At 63.5% G+C, this 23,022-nt stretch carries 24 protein-coding genes and 1 tRNA gene; 15 read left to right on the forward strand and 10 right to left on the reverse strand.

The features are described 5' to 3' along the window. Positions 1-191: 191 nt before the first annotated feature. The 3 genes from ACTRWG_RS15030 to ACTRWG_RS15040 form a co-directional block, all read right to left on the reverse strand. The gene (locus ACTRWG_RS15030; RefSeq protein WP_260003900.1) at positions 192-512 is read right to left on the reverse strand and encodes a hypothetical protein; all 321 of its coding nucleotides are present in this window, start codon (positions 510-512) and stop codon (positions 192-194) included. A gap of 171 nt (positions 513-683) precedes the next feature. Continuing rightward, the gene (locus tag ACTRWG_RS15035) at positions 684-1,262 is read right to left on the reverse strand and encodes a YceI family protein (RefSeq protein ID WP_027237800.1); all 579 of its coding nucleotides are present in this window, start codon (positions 1,260-1,262) and stop codon (positions 684-686) included. A gap of 154 nt (positions 1,263-1,416) precedes the next feature. Further along, the gene (locus ACTRWG_RS15040) at positions 1,417-1,944 is read right to left on the reverse strand and encodes a hypothetical protein (protein ID WP_245597405.1); all 528 of its coding nucleotides are present in this window, start codon (positions 1,942-1,944) and stop codon (positions 1,417-1,419) included. A gap of 315 nt (positions 1,945-2,259) precedes the next feature. On the opposite strand from ACTRWG_RS15040, the gene rpsF reads away from it, so the two are divergent. From rpsF to ACTRWG_RS15075, 7 genes are all read left to right on the forward strand, one after another. Continuing rightward, positions 2,260-2,613: a 30S ribosomal protein S6 gene (gene rpsF / locus ACTRWG_RS15045; RefSeq protein WP_027237802.1), complete on the forward strand. Its 354-nt coding sequence runs from the start codon at positions 2,260-2,262 to the stop codon at positions 2,611-2,613. Between the two features lie 28 nt (positions 2,614-2,641). Continuing rightward, on the forward strand, positions 2,642-2,869 hold the full coding sequence (rpsR, locus tag ACTRWG_RS15050) for a 30S ribosomal protein S18 (RefSeq protein WP_005982441.1): 228 nt from the start codon (positions 2,642-2,644) through the stop codon (positions 2,867-2,869). A 12-nt stretch (positions 2,870-2,881) separates the two neighbouring features. After that, positions 2,882-3,496, forward strand: coding sequence for a 50S ribosomal protein L9 (gene rplI, locus ACTRWG_RS15055; protein ID WP_027237803.1), 615 nt, complete (start codon positions 2,882-2,884; stop codon positions 3,494-3,496). 174 nt (positions 3,497-3,670) lie between these two features. After that, entirely contained in the window at positions 3,671-3,862 is a 192-nt protein-coding gene (locus ACTRWG_RS15060) for a hypothetical protein (protein ID WP_027237804.1), read from the forward strand. A gap of 418 nt (positions 3,863-4,280) precedes the next feature. Then, positions 4,281-4,751 (forward strand): lytic transglycosylase domain-containing protein, encoded by a 471-nt coding sequence (locus tag ACTRWG_RS15065; RefSeq protein WP_027237805.1) that lies wholly within the window; start codon positions 4,281-4,283, stop codon positions 4,749-4,751. Positions 4,752-4,913: 162 nt separating this feature from the next. Next, positions 4,914-5,387, forward strand: coding sequence for a hypothetical protein (locus ACTRWG_RS15070; RefSeq protein ID WP_259959117.1), 474 nt, complete (start codon positions 4,914-4,916; stop codon positions 5,385-5,387). Further along, positions 5,384-6,067, forward strand: coding sequence for an HTTM domain-containing protein (locus tag ACTRWG_RS15075; protein ID WP_462829532.1), 684 nt, complete (start codon positions 5,384-5,386; stop codon positions 6,065-6,067). Before ACTRWG_RS15070 ends, ACTRWG_RS15075 begins: the two co-directional genes overlap by 4 nt. Positions 6,068-6,133: 66 nt before the next feature. Here ACTRWG_RS15075 and tig read toward each other — a convergent pair whose 3' ends face one another. The 3 genes from tig to ACTRWG_RS15090 all read right to left on the reverse strand — a co-directional run bounded on the left by tig (position 6,134) and on the right by ACTRWG_RS15090 (position 9,336). Further along, complete coding sequence (gene tig / locus ACTRWG_RS15080; protein ID WP_259959116.1) at positions 6,134-7,465, reverse strand: trigger factor; 1,332 nt, start codon at positions 7,463-7,465, stop codon at positions 6,134-6,136. 197 nt (positions 7,466-7,662) lie between these two features. Further along, positions 7,663-8,781: a porin gene (locus ACTRWG_RS15085; protein WP_462829533.1), complete on the reverse strand. Its 1,119-nt coding sequence runs from the start codon at positions 8,779-8,781 to the stop codon at positions 7,663-7,665. A 470-nt stretch (positions 8,782-9,251) separates the two neighbouring features. Then, positions 9,252-9,336, reverse strand: a tRNA-Leu gene (locus ACTRWG_RS15090). Positions 9,337-9,557: 221 nt separating this feature from the next. On the opposite strand from ACTRWG_RS15090, the gene ACTRWG_RS15095 reads away from it, so the two are divergent. Beyond that, the gene (locus tag ACTRWG_RS15095; protein WP_027237857.1) at positions 9,558-10,085 is read left to right on the forward strand and encodes a Hint domain-containing protein; all 528 of its coding nucleotides are present in this window, start codon (positions 9,558-9,560) and stop codon (positions 10,083-10,085) included. Between the two features lie 3 nt (positions 10,086-10,088). Here the strand turns inward: ACTRWG_RS15095 and ACTRWG_RS15100 are convergent, their stop codons facing one another. Further along, positions 10,089-11,720 carry a bifunctional ADP-dependent NAD(P)H-hydrate dehydratase/NAD(P)H-hydrate epimerase gene (locus ACTRWG_RS15100; protein ID WP_027237858.1) on the reverse strand — a complete coding sequence of 544 codons (1,632 nt, stop codon included), beginning with the start codon at positions 11,718-11,720 and terminating at the stop codon, positions 10,089-10,091. 170 nt (positions 11,721-11,890) lie between these two features. Between ACTRWG_RS15100 and ACTRWG_RS15105 the strand changes: the two genes are divergently transcribed. Then, complete coding sequence (locus tag ACTRWG_RS15105) at positions 11,891-12,229, forward strand: P-II family nitrogen regulator (protein WP_008554830.1); 339 nt, start codon at positions 11,891-11,893, stop codon at positions 12,227-12,229. Between the two features lie 45 nt (positions 12,230-12,274). Continuing rightward, entirely contained in the window at positions 12,275-13,681 is a 1,407-nt protein-coding gene (glnA, locus tag ACTRWG_RS15110) for a type I glutamate--ammonia ligase (RefSeq protein WP_027237859.1), read from the forward strand. 80 nt (positions 13,682-13,761) lie between these two features. Here the strand turns inward: glnA and ACTRWG_RS15115 are convergent, their stop codons facing one another. After that, on the reverse strand, positions 13,762-15,237 hold the full coding sequence (locus ACTRWG_RS15115) for a methyl-accepting chemotaxis protein (RefSeq protein WP_462829534.1): 1,476 nt from the start codon (positions 15,235-15,237) through the stop codon (positions 13,762-13,764). A 228-nt stretch (positions 15,238-15,465) separates the two neighbouring features. On the opposite strand from ACTRWG_RS15115, the gene ACTRWG_RS15120 reads away from it, so the two are divergent. The 3 genes from ACTRWG_RS15120 (at position 15,466) to ACTRWG_RS15130 (ending at position 18,796) form a co-directional block, all read left to right on the forward strand. Further along, entirely contained in the window at positions 15,466-16,713 is a 1,248-nt protein-coding gene (locus ACTRWG_RS15120; RefSeq protein WP_462829535.1) for an Hsp70 family protein, read from the forward strand. A 94-nt stretch (positions 16,714-16,807) separates the two neighbouring features. Next, a complete protein-coding gene (locus ACTRWG_RS15125) occupies positions 16,808-17,602 on the forward strand; it encodes a lytic murein transglycosylase (RefSeq protein WP_462829537.1) in 795 nt (264 codons plus the stop codon). Between the two features lie 444 nt (positions 17,603-18,046). Further along, positions 18,047-18,796, forward strand: coding sequence for a hypothetical protein (locus ACTRWG_RS15130; protein ID WP_154667858.1), 750 nt, complete (start codon positions 18,047-18,049; stop codon positions 18,794-18,796). Here the strand turns inward: ACTRWG_RS15130 and ACTRWG_RS15135 are convergent. Then, complete coding sequence (locus ACTRWG_RS15135; RefSeq protein ID WP_027237864.1) at positions 18,793-19,566, reverse strand: heme-dependent oxidative N-demethylase family protein; 774 nt, start codon at positions 19,564-19,566, stop codon at positions 18,793-18,795. The genes ACTRWG_RS15130 and ACTRWG_RS15135 overlap by 4 nt on opposite strands. Positions 19,567-19,715: 149 nt before the next feature. Here ACTRWG_RS15135 and dddP point away from each other — a divergent pair, with 149 nt between their 5' ends. Then, a complete protein-coding gene (gene dddP, locus ACTRWG_RS15140; RefSeq protein ID WP_027237865.1) occupies positions 19,716-21,059 on the forward strand; it encodes a dimethylsulfonioproprionate lyase DddP in 1,344 nt (447 codons plus the stop codon). A gap of 68 nt (positions 21,060-21,127) precedes the next feature. Here dddP and ACTRWG_RS15145 read toward each other — a convergent pair whose 3' ends face one another. Further along, entirely contained in the window at positions 21,128-21,676 is a 549-nt protein-coding gene (locus ACTRWG_RS15145) for an NUDIX hydrolase (protein WP_027237866.1), read from the reverse strand. A gap of 95 nt (positions 21,677-21,771) precedes the next feature. Between ACTRWG_RS15145 and ACTRWG_RS15150 the strand changes: the two genes are divergently transcribed. After that, the gene (locus ACTRWG_RS15150) at positions 21,772-22,998 is read left to right on the forward strand and encodes a bifunctional alpha/beta hydrolase/OsmC family protein (protein ID WP_027237867.1); all 1,227 of its coding nucleotides are present in this window, start codon (positions 21,772-21,774) and stop codon (positions 22,996-22,998) included. Positions 22,999-23,022: the final 24 nt, after the last annotated feature.

Genomic DNA, 23,022 nt, shown 5'->3' on the forward strand with positions numbered 1-23,022 from the left:
CGTTCACGCCCTCCCGCGCCTGCGGGAGTCCCGGCTGCGCCGGCTCCCCCTGGCAGCCTTGGGCCCGGCGCCGCGCTGACGCGCGGCGCTGTGTGCTTGTGGCGCACATGTTCCGGGCTTAGGCCAGCCGCCCGGCCGGGAAAGGCCCGCGGGCGGGTTTCTGCTCAACAGGTCCGTGCAATGGCCGGGCGTCAGTGGCTATGCCGGTAATAGCCGCCGTGACGTGACCGGTGACGGTGAATGCCCCGGTAGTGGTGGCGGTACCGTTTGACGTGGTGGCGGCCGCCGTAGGGCTTGTAGTAGGTCCGCGGATAATAGCTGTGATTATAGCCGTGATGGCGGTGTTTGCGGTCATCCAGGCTTTTGGCGATGATGCCCAGGGCAAGCAGCCCGGCTACGGCGCGGGCCGCATCATGGCCTGAATCATGGGCGGCGGCTGGCGCTGTAAATGCCAGATTGGCTGCGAGGGCCAAGGCCGCGCCGGCCGAAGCGAAGAAGCCTAAGCGGGACATGGGTGCCTCCTTTCCGAGTTGGCCGGAGAGGCCATCTTCAGCCTGCTCCTGAAGCGCCGGAAAGGCCAATGAACTTGTGTCACGCTTTGGGGAGGCCGGCAGCGGCAGGCAAACGAAAACCGCCGGCCCGTTGGGGCCGGCGGCTGGAAATTCGCTGAAGCGGCAGCTGGATCAGCTGTCGGCCTTCATCGCCTCGACCGAGATCTTGATGTTGACCTCGTCGCTGACGAAGGGCGCGAACTGGCCCAGGTTGTAGTCGGAGCGCAGGACCTGGGTGGTGGCGTCGAAACCGGCCCAGGGCTTCTTGGCCATCGGATGCTCGCCTTTCTGGTTCAGCTTGGCATCCAGCACCACCGATTTGGTCACACCGTTCAGGGTCAGATCGCCGGTGATCTTGGCGGTCTCCTCGCCGGTCACTTCGATGCCGGTGGAGGTGAAGCTGATGGTTTCATCCTCAGTGGCGTCGAAGAAATCCTTGGTCATAAAGTGGTCGAAGCGCGCCTGCCAGCCGGTGAACATGCTGCTGAGCGGCATGGACACGGAGACGGAGGAATTTGCCGGGTCTTCCTGGTCAAACATGATCTCGCCCTCAAAACCGGCGAACAGCCCGTAGGTGGTCGAATAGCCCAGGTGGTTGTAATCGAACAGGATCTGGCTGTGGCCGGGATCCAGGACGTATTTTTCGGGGGCGGCAGCAGCGCCGGTTGCGGCGGCAGCGGCCAGGGCGGCGGCAAGCAGTGTCTTTTTCATGGAAAGGCTCCGTCTGAAGAAATCTTGTGGCAACAGATGTGGCGAACGGCTCCCGAAAAGGAAGCCGGCAAAAACCAACAGTACCTGTGAGCGGGCGAACACAAAACCCGGCGGCTGTGCAGCCGGGCCTCACTCGCGGGAAAGTGATGATCCGTCAGGTCAGGATCCGCACCGCGCCGCTGAACTGGTCGCGCAGCTGGCTGCGCATCGCGGCAGTCTGGAGCGGCAGCTCGATCAGCAGGCTGCCGTCGGTCTCGTAGAGCTGCACCGACGCGGCGGTCAGCCGGACCGCGCCCAGGCTTTCGTAGCTGCGGCGCAGCACCGTGCGCGGGCGCCCTTTGCCGTCACGCTGCAGCAGCCTCAGCTCGCGGCGCACCGGGTCAAAGCAGGCTTCAGGCCCGCTGCCGGGCTCATGCACTGTCATCAGCACCAGCCCGGCCAGCAGGAAGGCCACCGAAACCCCCATCCGGAGCAGGTTCATCTCCGGATCGGCCCCGGCGCCGGGCACCAGCCACAGGCCGGTGGAGCCGAGGATCATCGCCGCCCCCAGAAGCCGGAGCAGGATCAAGCGCAGTTTCCAGTTCGCCTCCAGCTGCAGGCTGAGCGGCGCCGCCCTGGCCGCTGCGCCAAACGCCGCGGCGCCGGAAACGCCCGGTCCCTGCGGCGGGATTTGATCTGTCATTGCCATCCGACTGCCCTTTCTAAAGCTGCCCATGCCGGCGCGGGGGCCGGCGCCGCGGCTTCTTACCGCGTTAAGACTCCGTTAAACAATCAAGGCCGGCAATTGGGCAGCAATGCGGCGCGCCTGCGGTTTTGCGGCGGCGGCCCGGCGCCGGGCGCGGCCGGGCGCCGCTTTTGCCTTGCCCTTTGCGCCTCAGCCTGTATAGGAGGCCCTGCTTCCGCGACACTTTCGATCCGCGCAGCCTCTCGTGACCGGGCAGCGGAAGCATCAGATGCCCCGTCTATGAAATGCGCCTAGACACAAACAGGAGTTCGCATGCCACTCTATGAGCATGTCATGATTGCGCGTCAGGACCTGTCCAACTCGCAAGCAGAAGGCCTCATCGAACACTTCGGTGCTGTTCTGTCCGACAACGGCGGCAAGCTGGTCGACCAGGAGTACTGGGGCGTCAAAACCATGGCCTACAAGATCAACAAGAACCGCAAGGGCCACTATGCCTTCCTGCGCACCGACGCACCCGCGTCTGCCGTGCAGGAAATGGAGCGCCTGATGCGTCTGCATGATGACGTGATGCGCGTCCTGACCATCAAGGTCGACGAGCACGCCGAGGGCCCTTCGGTCCAGATGCAGAAGCGCGACGAACGCGACGGCCGTCGCGAGCGCCGCTGATCAACGCTTGAGAAAAGGACGCTAAATCATGGCAGCCAAACCGTTTTTCCGCCGCCGCAAGGTTTGCCCGTTCTCGGGCGACAACGCGCCGAAGATCGACTACAAGGACACCCGTCTGCTGCAGCGCTACATCTCTGAGCGCGGCAAGATCGTGCCTTCGCGCATCACCGCCGTTTCGGCCAAGAAGCAGCGTGAGCTGGCCCGTGCAATCAAGCGCGCCCGCTTCCTCGCCCTGCTGCCCTACGCCGTGAAGTAAGGAGAAAAGCAGATGCAAGTTATCCTTCTTGAGCGCGTTGCAAAGCTGGGCCAGATGGGCGACGTCGTTGACGTGAAGCCCGGGTACGCCCGCAACTTCCTGCTGCCGCAGGGCAAGGCAAAAACCGCCTCCGAGGCCAACATCGCCTCTTTCGAAGCCCAGAAAGCGCAGCTGGAAGCGCGCAACCTGGAGACCAAGAAAGAAGCCGAGGCACTGGCAGAGAAGCTGGACGGCCAGCAGTTCATCGTGATTCGCTCCGCATCGGACGCGGGCGCGCTGTACGGCTCGGTCACTCCGCGCGACGCTGCTGATGCCGCAACCGCGGACGGTTTCTCGGTCGACAAGAAACAGGTCGCCCTGATCCACCCGATCAAGGAACTGGGCCTGCATTCGGTCGCCGTGAAGCTGCACCCGGAAGTGGAAGTCGAAATCAAGCTGAACGTGGCCCGCTCCGAAGAGGAAGCCGAGCTGCAGGCATCGGGCAAATCGATCCAGGAGCTGGCCGCCGAAGAGGAAGCCGCTGCTGAATTCGAGATCTCCGAACTGTTCGACGATATCGGCTCCGCAGCCTCCGACGAGGACGAAGGTCCGGAAGCCGAAGCCGCTGGCGATGAAGAAACCAACTGATCCCTTCGGGTCAGGTGAGACATGGGAAAGGCCGCCTGACGGGCGGCCTTTTCTGATTCCGGCGGACACCGATAAAAGCCGGCCTAAGTTTTAGAAACATGCGCGTCTGCCATAAACCTTCCGTTTGCCGTTCCTTGCCAGCATGGCAGCGGGAGCAGAAGGGAGGGGTTTGCCTTGGATGACGACCTGGAGCGTGAGGAGCTGGCACTGCGCCGGCGGCTGCTGTTCAGGCTGCTGCGGGGGCACCGGTTCGACCGGCCGGACTTCAGAACGGAAGCGATTGCGGAGATTGTGCCCGAGGGTGTGATTGCGCCGGGCCGCAGCCTGTTCGGGACGCCGGACAAACCGGGCCGCACGGCTGGCTGACACCGCGCTTGGCCGCGCTGCGCCGCAGGCCCGGGCGGCGGTCAAACCCGGCATGATCCAGATGGCGGCAGCTGCGCCTGCCGGGAGTTGTTGGGACCGCGGAAAATTGGGAAACAGCCGCGGCCCCTTCTGCCCGATCTGGTCAGATGCCCCACAGGCGTGAGGGGCAATCTGCCTGAGGGTCGTGTTGCCTCAATGCGCATACCCAATATGTAGTGGGAGGACATATTTAACAAATGTCTAATACTTAAACTTTGAGGGACCACCCCGAAGGCCTGCAAGGCGGCCCTTTTGCAGGCGGAATCCCCCTTCGGGTCTGGCGGTTCCCTGCCGGTTGCCGCAGAGAGCGGCGCAGACCATATTGCAGCCCGCCGCCATGCGGCTAGGCTGTCCGCGAGCAACTATAGGCGGAGGCCGCATGACGCGCCGGACCACACTGATCTTATTTTTTGCAGCCGCAGTTCTGGCTGCCTGCGGAAGCACCGCTGCGCCCCCGGAGGTGACACGGTACAATCCGCCGCTCTTCCCCAATGAGACGCCCGAGCTGCGGCAGCAGATCAATTATTGGGCAGACCATTACGAGGTGCCGCGCAGCCTGGTGCACCGGCTGGCGGTGCGCGAAAGCACCCACCGCCCGCACGCGGTGAACCGGCCCTATTACGGGCTGCTGCAAATCCTGCCGGCCACCGCCCGCTCGATGGGCTTTCAGGGGCAGCCCAAGGATCTGCTGGATGCGGACACCAACCTGCAGTTTTCCGTCAAATACCTGCGCGGCGCCTGGCTGCTCGCCGATGGCAGCCAGGACATGGCGGTCAAGCATTACTCCCGCGGCTATTATTTTGAGGCCAAACGCCGCGGCATGCTCCGGGAGACCGGCTTGCGCCCCTAGGCCCGCAGAGCCGCCGCCCGCAGCGCCCCGCAGGGGCGCTGCCCGGCCCAACGGGACGCCGGCGGCTTCCGCAGGAAGCTGCCAAGGACGGGCGGGAGCATTTCGCTTTCGTTCTGGCGGAATTTTAGCAGAATTATAACCGGCGCCCGCTTTACTGGCGCCATGCTGACCCTGTTCAAACTGCTGCTGCCCGCGCTGATGCCGTCCTGGCGCTTTTTCAAGTCGGTGGACCCTTCGCCCCGGGTTGAGTTCCGCATGCTGGCGGGCACCTCCGGTCCGCCGACGGACTGGCAGGAATTCCGGCCGCGCCCGCAGCGGCTGAGCCCGCTTGCCGTGGCCGGGCGGATGCTGTGGAATGCGCGCTGGAACGAAAGCCTGTTCCTGGTCAGCTGCGCCGAACGGCTGACACTGGCGCCCACGGAACACAGCCGCCAGGAAATCCTGCGCCGGATTGCGGCCGACCTGCAGCGCGCACTGCCGCCCGGTGCCCTCCTGCCCTGCCTGCAGTTCCGTTTGGTGTTTCTGGACCGCGGCGAAGACGGCCGGCTGGTGAAGGCGGTCACCTATCAATCCGAGCCGCAGATTATGGCCGGCGCCGCCGCCAAAGCGGCGCAGGCCGCACGGGCCGCTGCATGAGCCTGGAACTGGCCCTGCGCGCGACCGAGGTGCTGCTGGCGCTCGCCTTTCTGCAGCAAAGCGCCGAGCATATGGCGGGCTTGCGGGACGAGCAGATCCTGCACGGGCCCCGCCTGCTGCTGGCCGGGCTGCTGCTGTTCGGGACCGCCACGCCCTGGGTGCTGCTGGGACTGCTGGTCCTGGGGCTTTTGCTGCTGCAACGGTTTCAGGGGCCGTATAACGGCGGCAGCGACAAGATGAGCCTGCTGATCCTTTGCTGCCTGACCGCGGCCCGCTGGCTGCCGTCCGAGCAATGGCAGGAATACGCCTTTGCTTATCTCGCCGGGCAGCTGGTGATCTGCTACTTCATCTCCGGCCAAGTAAAAATCGTGAATGCTGAGTGGCGCTCCGGCCGGGCGTTGCAGGATGTGTTCCGCTTCTCCGCCTACCCGGTCAGCGAAAACCTGCGCCGCCTGGCGGACCGCCCGCGGCTGCTGTGGATGATGGGCTGGGCGGTGATGCTGTTCGAGGTGCTGTTCCCGCTGGCGCTGTTCAGCCAAGAGGCGCTGGTTCTGGCGCTGTTCACCGCAGCGCTGTTCCACCTTGCCAACGCCTGCCTGTTCGGGCTGAACCGGTTCTTCTGGATCTGGCTGGCGGCCTACCCATCTCTGCTGTGGCTGCAGGAACGCGTGGTCCTGTAACCGGGCCGCGCACGAAAAAGGCCGCCCCAGGGGCGGCCTTTTCCTAATCTAACAGGGAGAGGAGAATTATTCCTCTTCCAGCTCCTCAACCGCCTTCTGCAGCTCGTCTTTGGAGACTTCTTTCTCCTCGACTTTGGCCTGCTCGACGATGTGGTCGACAACCTTGTCTTCGAAGATCGGCGCGCGCAGCTGCTGCTGCATCTGGGCGTTCTGCTGGATGAATTCGAAGAACTGACGTTCCTGGCCCGGGTACTGGCGGGCTTGCTGCATGATCGCCTGGGTCATTTCGGCGTCGGTCACTTCGACCTCGGCTTTCTGGCCCAGCTCGGCCAGCAGCAGGCCCAGGCGCACGCGGCGCTCAGCCAGCTTGACGTGCTCTTCGGTCGGCTCGATCTCGCCGTGGTCGTGGCCCTGCACTTCCGGGTTGTCCTCGTGCCACAGCTGATGCGCGATCTGCTTGGCTTCGGCATCGACCAGCGACGGCGGCAGATCGAAGGAGACCAGGCTGTCCAGCTTGTCCAGCAGCGCGCGCTTCATCACCGCGCGGGCGGCACCGGCGTATTCGGCTTCCAGACGCTCGGAGATCTGTGCCTTCAGACCGTCCAGGTCCTCGGCACCGAATTTCTTGGCCAGTTCGTCGTCGATCTCAGCCGCTTTCGGCGCCTTGACCTCTTTCACGGTGCAGGAGAACACGGCTTCCTTACCGGCCAGGTGCTCGGCCTGGTACTCTTCCGGGAAGGAGACGGTGACGTCTTTTTCTTCACCGGCCTTGGTGCCGACCAGCTGCTCTTCGAAGCCGGGGATGAAGGAGTTGGAGCCCAGCACCAGCGGGTAGTCGTCGCCTGCGCCGCCGTCGAAGGCTTCGCCGTCGATCTTGCCGACGAAGTCGATCACGACCTGGTCGCCGTCTTCGGCTGCTGCGCCCTCTTCGCGGGCTTCGAATTCCTTGGCGGTTTCGGCCAGGTTTTCCAGAGCTTCGGTGACGGCTTCGTCTTCAGCCTTCACAACCAGCTTTTCCAGCTCGACGCCGGAGAAGTCGACCTCGGGGATTTCCGGCAGTGCCTCATAGGACATCTCGACGTTGACGTCGTCGCCTTCTTTCCAGTCTTCGTTGGTCATCTTGACGTCGGGCTGCATTGCCGGACGGTCGCCGCTGTCCTCGAAATGCTTGTTCATGGCGCCGTCAACGGCTTCCTGCATGGCTTCGCCCATCAGGCGCTGGCCGAACTGCTTTTTCAGCAGCGCCATCGGCACCTTACCCTTGCGGAAACCTTTCATTTCGATTTCCGGCTGAGCTTCGACCAGCTTTTCGTTGACCTTCTCGTCCAGCTCTGCAGCGGTGACGGTAATGGCGTAGCCGCGTTTCAGACCTTCGTTCAGCGTCTCGGTGACCTGCATCCTATTCCCCATAGAGATTCGGGGCGCGTGCGCGCAGGCGCCCCCAGACAATTTGCGGTCTTCTATTTCCCATGGCGCGGCGGCGCAAGAGGGATTGCCTCTTTCCTGCGCAATCCCGCGGATTTCCGGGGTGCCGTAACGAAAACACGCCCCGCTGCGGGGGCGTGTTCGCTGTTCTTAAACCGAAAGGGGGAGGATCAGAACTTCCAGCGGGCGCCGGCCAGGATGACGTTTGCGTCCTGGTAGCTGGTGGCGCTGGTGTCGGCATAGGAATAATCGCGGTAGGCCAGATAGGTCTCGACGTTGTAGGCGTCGATCTTCTGGACTGCAGCCACACCCCAGGACTCGGCGCTGTCGCCGGCGGTGACCATGTCAGAGCCGTCATAGTAGTCGACCGAGAACGCGGTGGAGCCGGCGGCGATCAGATCCGCCTTGTAGCCCAGCTTGGCATAGGCATAGGTGCCTGCGATGTCGCGCTCGCCCGCGGCCAGATTCAGCGACAGTCCGGTCGCCTTGTGCAGCACCGCAAAGGAGCCGGAGACGTCGCGGGTGTCTTCCTTGCCCGTTTCTTCGGTCCAGGACGCGCCGATGCCGGTGTCGATCGCAAAGGCGGCGGCATCGTCATTGGCCCAGCGGACCGCGACATCGTAGCTTTCGCGGTCGTTGGCGTCCTTCAGGACATCGGTGCCCCAGGAGGTCGACAAGGTGAAGCCTGCAAGCTCCGGCGAGTCATAGCGGACGCGGCCCAGCCGGCTGCCGTCCAGGTCGGTGAAGGCATCGCCGATATCGACGGTGCTGAGCGCGCCAGCGCCGGTGCGGAAGGCATAGCCGCCCGCGGAATCAGCGACAGAGTTGGAGGCGCCAAGGCCAGTGCCCGAGAAATCCGCCCCGGTGATGCCGTCGGTTGCCATCGAGCCCTGACCGGCCGAGAAGCGGCCGTAGCGCGCGGTGTCGAACTGGAAGTCGACGTGGCGGATATTGGTGCGGTCCCAGCTGAGGTTGTCGCCGGTGGACAGCTGGCTGACCCCGTCCGAGCCGCGGAAGCCAAAGGCGGTTTCAAAGCGGAACCGCAGGGTGTTCTCGCCATAGGCCTGTTCCAGCTCAAGGCCGATGCGCGAGTTTGACGCCTCGTTATCGACCAGGCGGTTAAAGTCCTCCTGCCCGTCGTCAAAGGACTGGTAGGCGGGGTTGAACTGCCCGTACCAGCGGAAGCTGCCGCCGGTGTCATTGGTATAAGTCGGGCCCGCAAAGGCCGGGGCTGCCAGGGCCGCTGCCAGCGACGCCGCGCCGGCACGTGCTGCAAATTTTGTGCTCATTGTTCTGAGTCTCCTGTTGCGCCGGCAGCGTGCTTCTCCATCCCTGAGGCCGCTGCCGCCGAGCTGGATATCATGCAGTTTTCGGGAGCTTCAGGGTTGAAAATCCAGACTGCCGCCAGGCAACCGAGGTAGGCGGAAATTCGCTCAGCAAGATCCCGCCCAGGCGATAAACCGCCTTCTTTCAAGGCGTTGAGTGAAGGGCATCACATTAAACCGGGCGCTTGCGTCAGAGGTGCCATGCAACCCGCGCAACCCTGCGCCGGCGCGCAGAACCCTTTTCATTCGTGCACAATCAGAAAACCCGGCGGGTGCAAAAACCAACCCAGAGCCCAGGTCGTCACAGCAGGCTGATTTCAGCGCCGCCTAAACGTCCGGCGCGCGCCCAGACCCCGACTGCAACCAAAATTGCGGCCTTGAAACGGACAAGGCGCCTTGCCGGCATAGGTTTCTTTGTTCTCAAAGGGATTGAATGGTGCGGGTGAAGGGACTTGAACCCCCACGCCTTGCGGCGCCAGAACCTAAATCTGGTGCGTCTACCAATTCCGCCACACCCGCACGAACCGCGAGGCACCCGGCCTTGCGTGCCGCGCTCAATAGCAAAGCTTCGCAGCGGATGCGAGCGGAAAACGCGGCCGGGCCCTCCCAGTGCAGACCGGCAACAATCCGTCCGCATAATTGCAACAATGAGCGGAATTTTGCCGGAGAAGACTGGGCCTGGAATCCGGTTGTGCCGTAGTTTGGTAAAAAAGTCTGAGGCAGACAGAGCGAGCAACAATATGAAACCGTTTGGAAATGCGGCCCTGCGCGCGCAAATCGCGATGCGCGGGCAGGCACAGCCCCGGCGGCTGTTTCAAGGCAGCCAGAACATCAGCCTGCTGCGCGGCACCACCGTGCTGACCCGTGAGGGCGAACGTCCGGCAGAGGACATCAAATCCGGCGACAGCCTGATCACCCGCACCCAGGGCATGGCCCAGGTCGAGGCGGTGCGGACCCGCCGCGCCATGCTGCAAGCGGTGAGCATTGCGGCCGGTTCGCTGGGCGACACCCGCGCGGACGGCGATCTGATTGTGCCCTGGGACCAGCGCATTCTGGTGCGCGACTGGCGTGCCAAGGCAATGTTCGGCCAGCCGCAGGCGGTGGTGCCGGCCTATGAGCTGGTGGACGGCGAGTTCATCCGCGACCTCGGCCTGCAGATGATGGATCTGGCAGTGCTGGAGTTTTCCCGCCCGCATGTGATCTATGCAGGCGGGCTGGAACTGTCCGCCGCCGCTGCGCCGCAAGAGGATCTGCGCCCGGCGGCCTGACCTTTAAAGGCCCAGTTTGCGGAACACCGCGGGGATCTGTTCCGGCAGATCCTCGGCAATCAGGCCGGGGCCGAATTCCAGCGCGCATTCCACATGGATATAGGCAGCGGTTTCCGCCGCCTGCATCGGGGCGAACCCGCGCGCCATCAACCCGGTGATGAAGCCTGCCAGCACGTCGCCCGACCCCGCGGTTGCCAGCCAGGGAGCGGAGCGTTCGTAATGGGCTGAGTTGACAGAGCAGCGCCCGTCCGGCGCGGCGATCACCGTATCCGGCCCCTTGAACAGCACCACGCAACCTGCGCGTTTGGCGGCCTCACGGGTAGCGTCGACCTTGGAATAGGCGGGGCCGGTGGTTGCCGGTGCTTTAAGCTTCTCCGCCAAGTCCGGAAACAGCCTGGCAAACTCACCGCCATGCGGGGTGATCACGCAGTTTTCGTGCAGGGCCTCAAACAGCGCCTCGGGCTTCAGCTCAAACCTTGTGAGCGCATCGGCATCCAGAACGGTTGGCCGCTTTTCCTTCAGCGCCGCAAAAACCATCGCCTGCGTGTCCGCCCCGCGCCCCATGCCCGGCCCAAGGCAGAGAGCACTGAGGCGGTCGTCTTCCAACAGTTCCGCCAGCCCATGCGCCCCGTCGATCTGACGCAGCATGATGGCGGTCAGGTTGGCGGCATTTTCAAACATCGCCGAGCGCGGTGAGCCGACAGTGACCAGCCCTGCCCCGATCCGCAGCGCGCCCCGGGCAGCCAGCCGGGCCGCTCCGGTTTTGCCATGACCGCCGGAGAGGACGAGGGCGTGGCCGTGGGCGTATTTGTGGCCTGAAAATTTCGCACTCAGTTTACCCTTCGTGTCGTCAATCAACTCGACACCCCCCTTGGGGTAAACAGGGGGTAGACCGATCGACACAACTTTGAGCTTTCCACAGCCTCCCGCTCCTCCATAGTTCCTGCAATTCTGGCTCATATGATGGCCAATTTTGGCGCTATGGAAGGTGACGGTAAGATGGGTCGGGAGCGCTCCAAAGTCTCGCCCGCTATCGCTGCAAATTCCGCTGGGGAAATCAATTGCTACGAAACGGTCTTCGTTCGGCTCGTGGGCATCCGTAATTAGAGGAGACGGCATAAAGCCATTCCATGCTTCATTTGTGTCATCTGGCATTTCCCGGGTCAGCCCCGTTCCGAACAAGGCGTCTATCACGAGAAACTGGCTTTCTTCATCCCCTTCGTAGAAATCACGGATACCGCGATCATCCCACTCATTGACACGGCCTAACTCCTGCCACCGCTCATAGTTCACCTTCGCATCCGGCGGCAGCTTCTCAGCATCGCCGTAAAGAAACACCTCCACCTCCCAGCCGCGCTCCTTCAAGAGCCGCGCCACCACAAACCCGTCGCCGCCGTTGTTGCCCGGCCCGCACAGGACAACTGCACGGCGCAGCTTTTCATCTTTCCCCAAATACTCCGGGGAGCGCGAGGGGCTGGCCCCTCGCTCTTCTGCCAGTTCCGGCCACTCCTCGAAGATGGCCTCGACCACCCCCTGCCCGGCCCGCTCCATCAGTTCCAGCCCGGTCACCTCGCCGGACGCGATGGCGGCCTGCTCAATCGCCCGCATCTGGGCTGCGGTCAGCAGTTCGGTCATGTTTTGCCCTTCCCCGATTCAATTCTGCGCAATTTGCAGGCGCAGTGCTTAATTTTTAGGCAGCGACGATGAAATCCTGGCCAGAATTGCCGCAGCCGCGCAGGCGCGCATTGCTGCCTTCATTTAGAAGTGAAATGACACCCCCAACAAGCTTGCGAGGAGCCATGCCGATGAAAAAGATCGAAGCCATCATCAAGCCTTTTAAACTGGATGAGGTGAAGGAAGCGTTGCAGGACGTTGGCGTGCAGGGCCTTTCCGTCATCGAGGTCAAGGGCTTCGGCCGCCAGAAGGGTCACACCGAGCTTTACCGCGGCGCCGAGTATGTCGTCGACTTCCTGCCCAAAGTGAAGGTCGAGGTTGTGCTGGACGACGATCAGGTCGACCAGGCGATCGAGGCCATCGTCGACGCCGCCAAGACCGACAAGATCGGCGACGGCAAGATCTTTGTCTCGCCCGTCGAGCAAGCGATCCGCATCCGTACCGGCGAGACCGGCCCGGACGCACTCTAAGACACCAACGAAAATCCTTACATCTCTACAAAAAGGACCGAGGGAATGAGCGTAGACGCAGTTCTCAAGACACTCAAGGACGAGGACGTCGCCTATGTCGACATCCGTTTCACCGATGTGCGCGGCAAGCTGCAGCACGTGACCGTGGACGTGGACCTGGTCGACGAAGACTTCCTGGAAGAAGGCTTCATGTTCGACGGCTCCTCGATCGCCGGCTGGAAGTCGATCGAAAACTCCGACATGAAACTGGTTGCAGACACCGAGTCCGCCTACATCGACCCGTTCTACGCGGAAAAGACCCTGTGCCTGCACTGCTCCATCGTTGAGCCCGACACCGGCGAAGCCTATGAGCGCGACCCGCGCGGCACCGCCCAGAAGGCGGAAGCTTACCTCAAGTCCTCCGGCATCGGCGACGTGGCCTATATGGGCCCGGAAGCGGAATTCTTCCTGTTCGACGACGTGCGTTACTCCAACACCATCAACAAGGTGTCCTATGAGGTTGACGCAACCGACGGCTCCTGGAACACCGACGCTGAGTTCGAGATGGGCAACATGGGCCACCGCCCGGGCCTGAAGGGCGGCTACTTCCCGGTCAACCCGACCGACGAAGCGCAGGACCTGCGCTCCGAAATGCTCTCGACCATGAAGCGCCTGGGCATGAAGGTCGACAAGCACCACCACGAAGTGGCGTCCTGCCAGCACGAGCTGGGCCTGATCTTCGACAGCCTGACCAAACAGGCCGACGAGCTGCAGAAGTACAAATACGTGATCCACAACGTGGCGCACGCATACGGCAAGTCGGCAACCTTCATGCCGAAGCCGATCTATGGCGACAACGGCTCCGGCATGCACGTCAACATGTCGATCTGGAAAGACGGCAAGCCGCTGTTTGCAGGCGACAAATACGCGGACCTGTCGCAGGAAGCGCTGTACTTCATCGGCGGCATCCTGAAGCATTCCAAGACCCTGAATGCCTTCACCAACCCGTCCACCAACTCCTACAAGCGCCTGATCCCGGGCTTTGAGGCTCCGGTTCTGCGCGCCTACTCCGCCCGCAACCGCTCCGGCTGTGTGCGTATTCCGTGGACCGAAAGCCCGAAAGCCAAGCGCGTCGAGGCCCGCTTCCCCGATCCGGCGGCAAACCCCTATCTGTGCTTTGCCGCGCTGCTGATGGCCGGCCTGGACGGCATCCGCAACAAGATCGATCCGGGCGAAGCCATGGACAAGAACCTGTACGATCTGCCGGCCGAAGAGCTGGAAGGCATCCCGACCGTCTGCGGCTCGCTGCGCGAAGCCATCGACGCGCTGGCGGCCGACCACGACTTCCTGCTGCAGGGCGATGTGTTCACCAAGGACCAGATCGACGGCTACATCGAGCTGAAGATGGAAGAGGTCCACAAGTTCGAGCACACGCCGCACCCGGTTGAGTTCGGCATGTACTACAGCTGCTGATAGCAGGACATCCAAAGGAAAAGGCGCCGTTCGCGGCGCCTTTTTCTGTTTGTGCCAGCAGGCAGGCGCCGATCGTTGCGTCAGCCGGCCAGACGCAGGCTGCCGCCGCTGTCCCCGCTGCCTGCGGCGGCTGGGGCGGTTGTGTGGCCAACGTTGAAAGATTTGACCAGATCGGCCAGCGCCTGCGAATCCTGGCGCATGGTCACCGTCGCCGCCGTCGTCTGCTCGACCATTGCCGCGTTCTGCTGCGTGACCCCGTCCAGATGCGAAACGCCGGTGTTGATCTCGGTCAGCCCGGTGGTCTGCTCGCCGGCAGAGGCAGAAACCGACGCCGACAGTTCAGACACCCGGTTCACGTCGGACACAATCCGGGTCAGTACCTCACCTGCGCGGTCCACCAACGAAACGCCCTCGTCCACATGGCCTGAACTGATGTTGATCAGCTCTTTGATTTCCTTGGCGGACACGGCGGCCCGCTGGGCCAGGCCGCGCACCTCGGAGGCGACAACCGCAAAACCGCGCCCGGCCTCGCCGGCGCGGGCGGCCTCGACCCCGGCGTTCAGCGCCAGCAGGTTGGTCTGGAAGGAGATATCGTCAATCACGCCGATGATCTGAGAAATCCGGTCGGAGGAGTCGGCAATTTCCTTCATCTTGCTGACGGCGTCGGTCACCACTGCAAAGCCGTCTTCGGCGCAGGCTTGCGCTGTTGCGGCCACGGTGCTGGTTTCCTTGGTCGCCTCTGCCGACGACCGCATGCTCGAGGTGATTTCCTCAACCGCTGCCGCCGTCTGCTCCAGGGTTGCCGCCTGGGTTTCGGTGCGCTGCGACAGATCCTGGGCCGCGTCGGAAATTTCACTGGCTGTGCTGTTCAGGCCGTCGGCGGAGTCCTGAATACTGCCGATCACGCCGGCCAGGCTGCCCATAAGCCGGTTGAACGTCACGCGCACCTGGTCATAGCGCTCCGGGTAATCGCTTTCGCCGGGGGCCGGGATTGCCCGGGAGAGATCGCGGGCTTCCATCCGTTCGATCCCGGCGGTGATATAGTCAAAGGCAGTGTCCTGTTCCGCGCGCTGCGCCGCAAAATAAGCGTCAATGACAAAATAGGTATCCAGCGCAAACACCCGGTTCAGCGCCCCCAGCATGGCAAAAAGTTTGCGCCGCCCGCCCGGGGTTACAGCGGCTCCGAACTTTTCGCCGAGAACCTGCTGAATGTGGGAGGTCGCCCGTGAATAGGCCGACAAGTAAAGCTCGAACGGGAGCTGGATCTTGAAGTGGACGGCGCCGACGCGCTCCGCGGACGCGAAATACTCTTCCGGGAAATCGCCTCTCAGCAGCAGTTCCCAATGCCGTTTCTGCGCCGTTCTGGCGTGGGTTAGGATTTCCTCATTGGGAAAGAACTTGCTTGCTTCGCGGTCCGATTGGGCAAAGGCATAGAACTTGTCGAGGATCAGATCGAAGTGAGGCACCAGAAGGGCACTTGCGCGTGTCAGGTCTTTCTGATGCTCTCCATCAAGCGCAAATTTCGAGATGATGCGCTGGTTATCAGTATTACTCATCTTCCAAACTCCAAAGATCCTGCTCTGGGCAGCAGGTTAGAAAAGTGTGATATTCAGGAATTAATATACTTTTACGGCCGCTTTACTGTTGATATTTGAGGCACTTGCACCTCCTGCGGCAATCTGTGCAGTGGCGCATTCACAACCATTGATTCCGGGTGATTCGCCTTGATCGGAGCCCGCAGTTGCTGTAGCCGGGGCGGCTCCGCTTGGTCTGAGGAGCGCATTATGACAGCCCCGAACACTCTTGGTATCGACTTTGGCACATCCAACTCTGCTGCCGGGATTGCAGTTGCCGGGCGGCCGTGGCTGGTGGAGATGGAGCCTGGCGAGCAGACCCTGCCCACCGCGGTGTTCTTCGCGGAGGACCCGCGCCGGATGCGGATCGGCCACAGCGCCGCGCGGGCCCTTATCCGCGGCGATGAGGGCCGTTTCATGCGGGCGCTCAAAAGCCTGCTTGGCACCTCCCTGCTGCATGAGGAGCGGCGGCTGGGCGGCGAGCGGATGAGCTTTGCCACCATTATCGCCCGCTTCCTGGCAGAGTTGAAGCGGCGCGCCGAGGCGGCCACCCGTATGCAGTTCACCCATGCGCTGTCGGGGCGGCCGGTGCGGTTTCATTCCAAGGATGCGGACCGCGACGCGCAGGCGGAAAAGGACTTGCGCGCCTGCTATCTGGAGGCCGGTTTCGAGGACGTCCTGTTCATGTACGAGCCCGAAGCCGCCCTGCGCGCCGCCGCGCCGTCGCCGGGGCTGGGGCTGATCGTCGATATCGGCGGCGGCACCTCGGACTTTACCGCCTTTGAGCAGGGACCGGACGGCGCCGCGCGCATCCTGGCCTCGCACGGGATCCGTCTGGGCGGCACCGATTTCGACCGGCAGCTGAGCATTCAGCATGTAATGCCGCTGCTGGGCCGCGGCAGCCTGATCCGCAACACCTTCGGCGGAGGCGCCCTGCCCGCGCCGAACCGGCTGTTCAACGATCTGGCCACCTGGCAGATGATCCCGTTTCTTTACAGCCCCGAAAACCGCCGGGCCGCAAAGGACCTGGCTGTCAATGCAGCGGAGCCGGAAAAACTGGCGCGGCTGGTTGCCGTGCTGGAGGACGAACTGGGGCACGAACTGGCCTTTGCGGTGGAGCGCGGCAAGATCCGCGCCAATGATGCGGGGGGCAGCGCCGCTATCGACCTTAAGCTTTTGCAGCGCGGATTGTCTGTGCCTCTGCCCGGCGCGGCCATGAACCGGACGCTGGCGGAGCAGACCCGCGCTATCGGTCTTTGCGCCGCCGAGACCCTGAACCAGGCGGGCATAGACCCGGATCAAGTGAACCGGATTGTCATGGTCGGCGGCTCGTCGCTGCTGGCGGCGGTGCAGGCTGAGATGCGGTCGCTGTGCCCAAAAGCCCGTGTCGAAACGGAAAATGCCATGACCGCAGTCGCCGATGGGTTGGCACTGGCAGCCGGCACAGCCTTTTCCTGAGCGGATGGGAACCATTGGCGGGATTTCCCGTTAGACATAAGCCGCCGTCACGCTAGGCTGCAATCACACGAGTCACATTTCGAGAGTTTCATTCATGCGCCGGCTGCTTGCCCCTGCCCTGATTTCCGTCCTCCTCGCCTCCCCCGCCGCGGCCGCGACCTGCGGCAATACCTCTGCCGGGTTCGATGCCTGGAAACAGGCATTCAGCCGCGAGGCCAAGCGCGCCGGGGTGCGCAAGGCAGGGCTGCAGGCGCTGGCCAATGCGCAATATGCCCGCCGCACCATCGCCGCTGACCGCAACCAGAAAAGCTTCAAATACTCGCTGGAGAAATTCATGCAGGTCCGCGGCTCCGCCACCATCGTGGCGCAGGGCCGCAAGCGCAAGGCGCGCAATCTGGACTTTTATGCCGCGCTGGAGCGCAAGTACGGCGTGCCCGCGGGCGTGCTGATTGCGATCCACGGCATGGAAACCGCCTTTGGCAATTATATGGGCGACAGCCAGGTGGTCTCTGCCATTGTGACGCTGACCTATGATTGCCGCCGCTCCGATTTCTTCCGCCCGCACGCGCTGGGGGCGCTGAAACTGGTGGATCAGGGCGCAATCACCCCGGCCACCCTGGGCGCTAAACACGGCGAGCTGGGCCATACACAGTTCCTGCCCGGTAACGCCCTGCAGTACGGGATCGATTGGGACGGCAACGGCCGGGTGGATTTCTACAATATGGGCGATGCGCTGGCCTCTACCGCAAATTACCTGCGACAGAAGGGTTGGAAGCGCGGCAAGGGCTATCAGCCGGGTGAGCCGAATTATCCTGTTCTGAAGCAGTGGAACGCCGCCACGGTCTATCAGCAGTCGCTGGCAATCATGGGGCGGCAAATCGACGGCTGAGCGCCGGCCGCCGCCGCCTTCGCCAGCACCGCAGCCGTAGCTCCGCCCTGCACCTGAGGCCGCCTGCAAAGCGGCCGCAGCGGGGGGGGCGCATACCACCGGGAACAGTGCCGCGATTCCCGCTGCATTGTAAGGCCTAAGGCATCAATGTGTCCGGCGCGTGCCACAGTTGAGCCGTATTCCGCCGACCGGCTACGCAAAGCGAACGTGAATCCCAATAAAAACAGACACTTAAATCGTTTCGTGATTTTTAACGCGTAATCCTCAAAGTTTGCCGCCGGGCCGCGCTTTCCGCCCAACTTTCAACCCGTTCCAAATTTATTCTTATTTTATCGGCACCCTGAACGGAGGATCCGGAAAGTGGCAGAGAACGTGCAAATTAGCGGCAGGCTCGGGCTGGAAAGCCGGGATCAGGGAACCCTCTCTGCAGCAGTTTCCGCTGTTGTGGACACGCTCGAAGATTTTGGCCATCCGGCAGAAGCCATCGAGGCCCGCGCCGAGCATGCCGTCCGGCTGCAGTGCGATCAGTATCTTGTCACGGTGCGCCTGCGCCGGGTGCCGCTGCGGCGCTCCAGCCGGCTGACCGGGAGCATGCTGCAGCCTTCGGCGCTGCTGGAACTCGCGCTGTCGCCGCTTTACCCGGAAGACTGCGATCGGGAAATCTCTGAAACGCTGCTGGCCGAAATGCTGCGGCGGCTGGTTCCGATGGTCGAAGCCACCTCAGTTGAATGGCTCGATACCGATGTGGCGCTGACCTGCGATCAGTTCCTTAGCGTGTTTGAACCGCAGCCGGTCCAAACGCCCCCGGCAGCGGCCAAAGCTGCCGGCCGCCAGCCAATGCAGCCGCAGCCCCCGCGGCCGCGCGGGCGCGCCTGCTTCACCCCGGTTGAGCTCACCGCGCCTGCGCTTGAAGCCCACTGCGAGCGCGCCTTTCAGGCCGCCGGCAGACGCGCGCCGGGCCCGGGCGCAACAACAGCTGCCGAGCGGACCCGGGCCCGGATGCGCGGACCGCTGCAAACCGGGCAGCAGTACAGCGGCTGGGGCGGCCAGGCACGGGCCTCCGCGCTGTCAGCCTTCATCCTGGCGCCGCGCCGCCGCCTGCGTTTTGTCAGCCACCTGCTGCTGATGGCCGCCCTGTTCCTGTTCCTGGACAGCGCCGGCATGGTGCAGGCCGCGCGTCCGCTGTTCCACTAGGGCCGCGCTGCGGGCTGGTCCAGCGCTGAGCCCCACTGGCGGAGCACATCCGCCCGCGCAAGCACATGCGTATGTATTGAAAACACCACCGCACGGGTCTGCGGCAGCCGCATGATCACTTGTCTTTCACTGCGCAGGTAATCAGCCCTGGTGCTGTGCGGTTTGTCCCGCGGCGCATATTGGCTCCGCGGCTGAAACAGTGCCGGATCCTGATACCAAAGCGCATTGAACCGCCACAGCGGCCGCCCCGCCTGCACCCCGTCAAACAGCCGCTGCACCCGCGCTGCAATCCCTGCATCGTAGCTGTCCATCGGCACGTGTATGCCGGTCAGCGGCTGCAGGAATTTTTCCGCCAGCGTCCAGCTTGCCGGAAAACACAGAACGGCGCCGGTCAGAACATGCTCCTGTGCGCCCTCTGGCTTTTGCAGAATGCAGAAATCCTGCTGCGCGAGACGGCCCAGGGTGCCCAGTGGATCCTCCAGATCGACCGTCACCCGCATACCATCGGGCCGCAGCGCGGTGTCGCCCGCGCCGATGTCCAGTGCGTCCAGCGCCATCCGCAAAAGCTCCTGCGCCGCCGCCATCGCGTTTGCGTCCAGCCGCAAAACCGCGTCCCGCCGGGTAGCCAGCAGCCGCTCGCGCTCTGCCATCTGGTCCGCATAGGCGTCATCCGCCACCAGCCAGCGATCCGGCTCAAGCGGCTGAATACCAGGGAGTTTCTTCTCCTCCAGCGGGTTGTAGGGAAGTGTTTTCTGCAGAATCGCCTTCATCCCTCTGCGATAGCATCCAAAGCGCCGGGAAACAGCCGCAACGCTGCATCACAGGTCAGAAACGACCGGAAAACCCGTCGTTTTCTGCAGCGATTTCCCCGGCTGCCGGCGGCACATTGGACAGGACTGTGCAGCGACGGAGGCCACGCATGAACGAGCATTACCGCGACATCCGCAAGATTGACCCGACCCGCGGCGCCACCCTGGGCGACAACACCCCGAACGACAACAACCGGGTTGAGATCGGCCCGACCCAGCTGGCGTTTTCAGAATGGGCCGAGGCCGGGCTGCAACTGCCTGACCTGCAGGCGTTGCGCAGGTTCCGCTGGGAACGTCTGGTCAAGCACATCAATGACCGCGGCTATGGCGGCCTGCTGGTCTTTGACCCGCTCAACATCCGCTATGCGACCGATTCCACGAACATGCAGCTGTGGAACACCCACAACCCGTTCCGCGCGCTGCTGATCTGCGCCGACGGCTATATGGTGCTGTGGGACTACAAGCAGTCGCCCTTCCTCAGCGAATTCAACCCACTGGTGCGGGAGCAGCGCGCCGGTGCCGACCTGTTCTACTTCGACCGCGGCGACAAGATCGACGTGGCCGCCGACAAGTTCTCCAACGAAGTGCGCATCCTGCTGGAAGAGCACAGCGGCAGCAACAAGCGGCTGGCGGTGGACAAGGTGATGCTGCACGGGCTGCGGGCGCTGGAGGCACAGGGGCTGGAGATTTTTCCCGGCGAGGAGCTGACCGAGAAATGCCGCGCGGTGAAGGGACCGGATGAGATTCTGGCGATGCGCTGCGCCCATCACGCCTGCGAAACCGCGGTGGCGGCGATGGAGAAATTCGCCCGCGAGCAGATCCCCGGCGGCTATATCTCCGAAGACGACGTCTGGGCGGTGCTGCACGCAGAGAACATCCGCCGCGGCGGCGAATGGATCGAAACCCGGCTGCTGGCGTCCGGGCCGCGCACCAACCCCTGGTTCCAGGAATGCGGCCCCCGCATCATCCAGAACAACGAGATGATCAGCTTTGACACCGACCTTGTCGGCTCCTACGGCATCTGCATCGACATTTCCCGCAGCTGGTGGATTGGCAGTCAGAAGCCGCGACCCGACATGGTCTATGCCATGCAGCACGGGGTGGAGCACATCCGCCACAACATGGAGATGCTGAAGCCGGGCGTGAACATTCAGGAGCTGTCGCGCGGCTGCCACGTGCTGGATGACCAATTCCAGAAACAGAAATACGGCTGCATGATGCACGGCGTCGGGCTGTGCGACGAGTGGCCTCTGGTCGCCTATCCGGATCAAATGGTCGAGGGCGCCTTTGACTATGAGCTGGAGCCGGGCATGGTGCTCTGTGTCGAGGCGCTGGTTTCGCCTGAGGGCGGTGACTTCTCGATCAAGCTGGAAGACCAGGTGCTGATCACCGAGGACGGCTATGAGAACCTGACCAGCTACCCCTTCGACAAGGCCCTGATGGGCGAGGCGTAATCCATTGCCGCCGGTCCCTCCCGCAAGGAGGGGCCGGGACAGCCTGCGGCGCCGTCAGGCGCCACCGCTTAACAAGAGCTGCTCAGGAACGGCTCCAGCTTTTCCCGCAGCACCAGCACGCCGGGGGAGTCAGTGACGTCTTCCAGCCGGGTGATTGGCACCCAGGCCAGGGCGTGGGATTCACCACTTGCAGCAATTCCCCCGGCCTCTGCCTGAAACAGGTAGCGGACGTCATAGTGCAGATGGGCGCACTCCCTGGTGCCGGGCGGGATTTCGTGGATGTCGACGTCGAACACACAGGCAGACAGCGGCCTGATGCGCGCCAGCCCGCTTTCCTCATAGGCTTCTTTCAGCGCAACAAAGGGCACGTCGGCAATTCCGTCGCAATGGCCGCCCAGCTGGAACCAGCGGTTGAGCTTTTTGTGGTGAGTCAGCAGCACGTTTTTTCTGTCCGGTGACATCACAAAGGCAGAGCCGGTGACATGTCCGGTTTCCGGATTGCGGCCAAAGGCTTGCGGCTCCTGCCTGCAAAACGCCTGCAACCGCTGCCACATCCCGCGGTCCCGCGCGGTCTGCGGGCTGTAACATCCGATGCCCGTAAGGGCGCTGCTGCTCATCTGGCTTCACCTTCCCGTGACGTTCCGTCCCGCTGCCTTGTTCAGGCCCCGCCGAACGCTCAATCTATGCGGAACACCCAAAAAAGGCCACGCCCATGCCCACGGAACGGATCACCTTCACCGGCCACGCCGGAAACACCCTTGCTGCCCGCCTCGACCTGCCGGAGGGGCCGGTGCTGGCCACCGCGCTGTTCGCCCATTGCTTCACCTGCTCCAAGGACATCCCGGCCGCGCGGCGGATTGCCGGGCGGCTGGCGGCGATGGGGATTGCGGTCTTGCGGTTCGATTTCACCGGGCTGGGGCATTCGGAAGGCGAGTTTGAGAATACCACTTTCAGCTCCAACGTGGCGGACCTCATCAAAGCGGCGCAGTACCTTGCAACACGCAATATGGCGCCGGCGCTGCTGATCGGCCACTCGCTGGGCGGGGCGGCGGTACTGCGGGCGCGGGCGGGCATCCCGTCGGTCAAGGGGGTGGTGACACTGGCCGCGCCGTTTGATCCGGGCCATGTCTCCCACCACTTCGAAGCCGCCCTGCCGGAGATCGAGGCCAAGGGCCGTGCCGAGGTCTGCCTGGGCGGGCGGCCGTTTGTGATCGGCAAGGAGTTTGTCGACGACATCAGCGCCGAGGCGCTGGCGCCTGCGATTGCTGAACTCAAGGCCGCGCTGCTGGTGCTGCATGCGCCGCGCGACGAGACCGTGAGCATCGACAATGCCGCCTCCATCTTCACTGCTGCGAAACACCCCAAGAGCTTTGTCACTCTGGATGACGCCGATCACCTGATTTCCCGGCCGGCAGACGCGGAATACGCCGCCGAAGTCATCGCTGCCTGGGCCGGGCGCTATATCGGCATGGCCCCGCCCGCACCGCCGCCCGGCGCACCAGAGGGCATCCTGCGGGTGACAGAGGCGGATCCGGACGGGTTCCTGCAGGATGTTCAATCCGGCCCCTATCACCACGCCTTGGCGGACGAGCCGCTGGCCTATGGCGGCACCAACCGCGGCATGTCTCCTTACGGGTTTGTGGCTGCGGGGCTTGGCGCCTGCACCTCGATGACGCTCAGAATGTATGCGCGGCGCAAGGACTGGCCGCTGGAGGGGATCAGCGTGGATGTGAGCCATGACAAGGTGCACGCCCAGGACGCCCTGCCCTCCGGGCCTGCCAAGATCGACCAGTTCACACGGGTGGTGCGCCTCTGCGGCCCCTTGAGCGAGGAACAGCGCGCGCGGCTGTTGGAAATCGCAGATAAATGCCCGGTACACCGCACCCTGGAGAGCGGCGCCAAGGTGGTGACGCGGCTGGAGGCAACAGAACAGGCCTAAGCCTGACACCCGGCAGTCTCCGGC

Source organism: Leisingera sp. G5_S3_59_S7 (genome assembly GCF_054968485.1).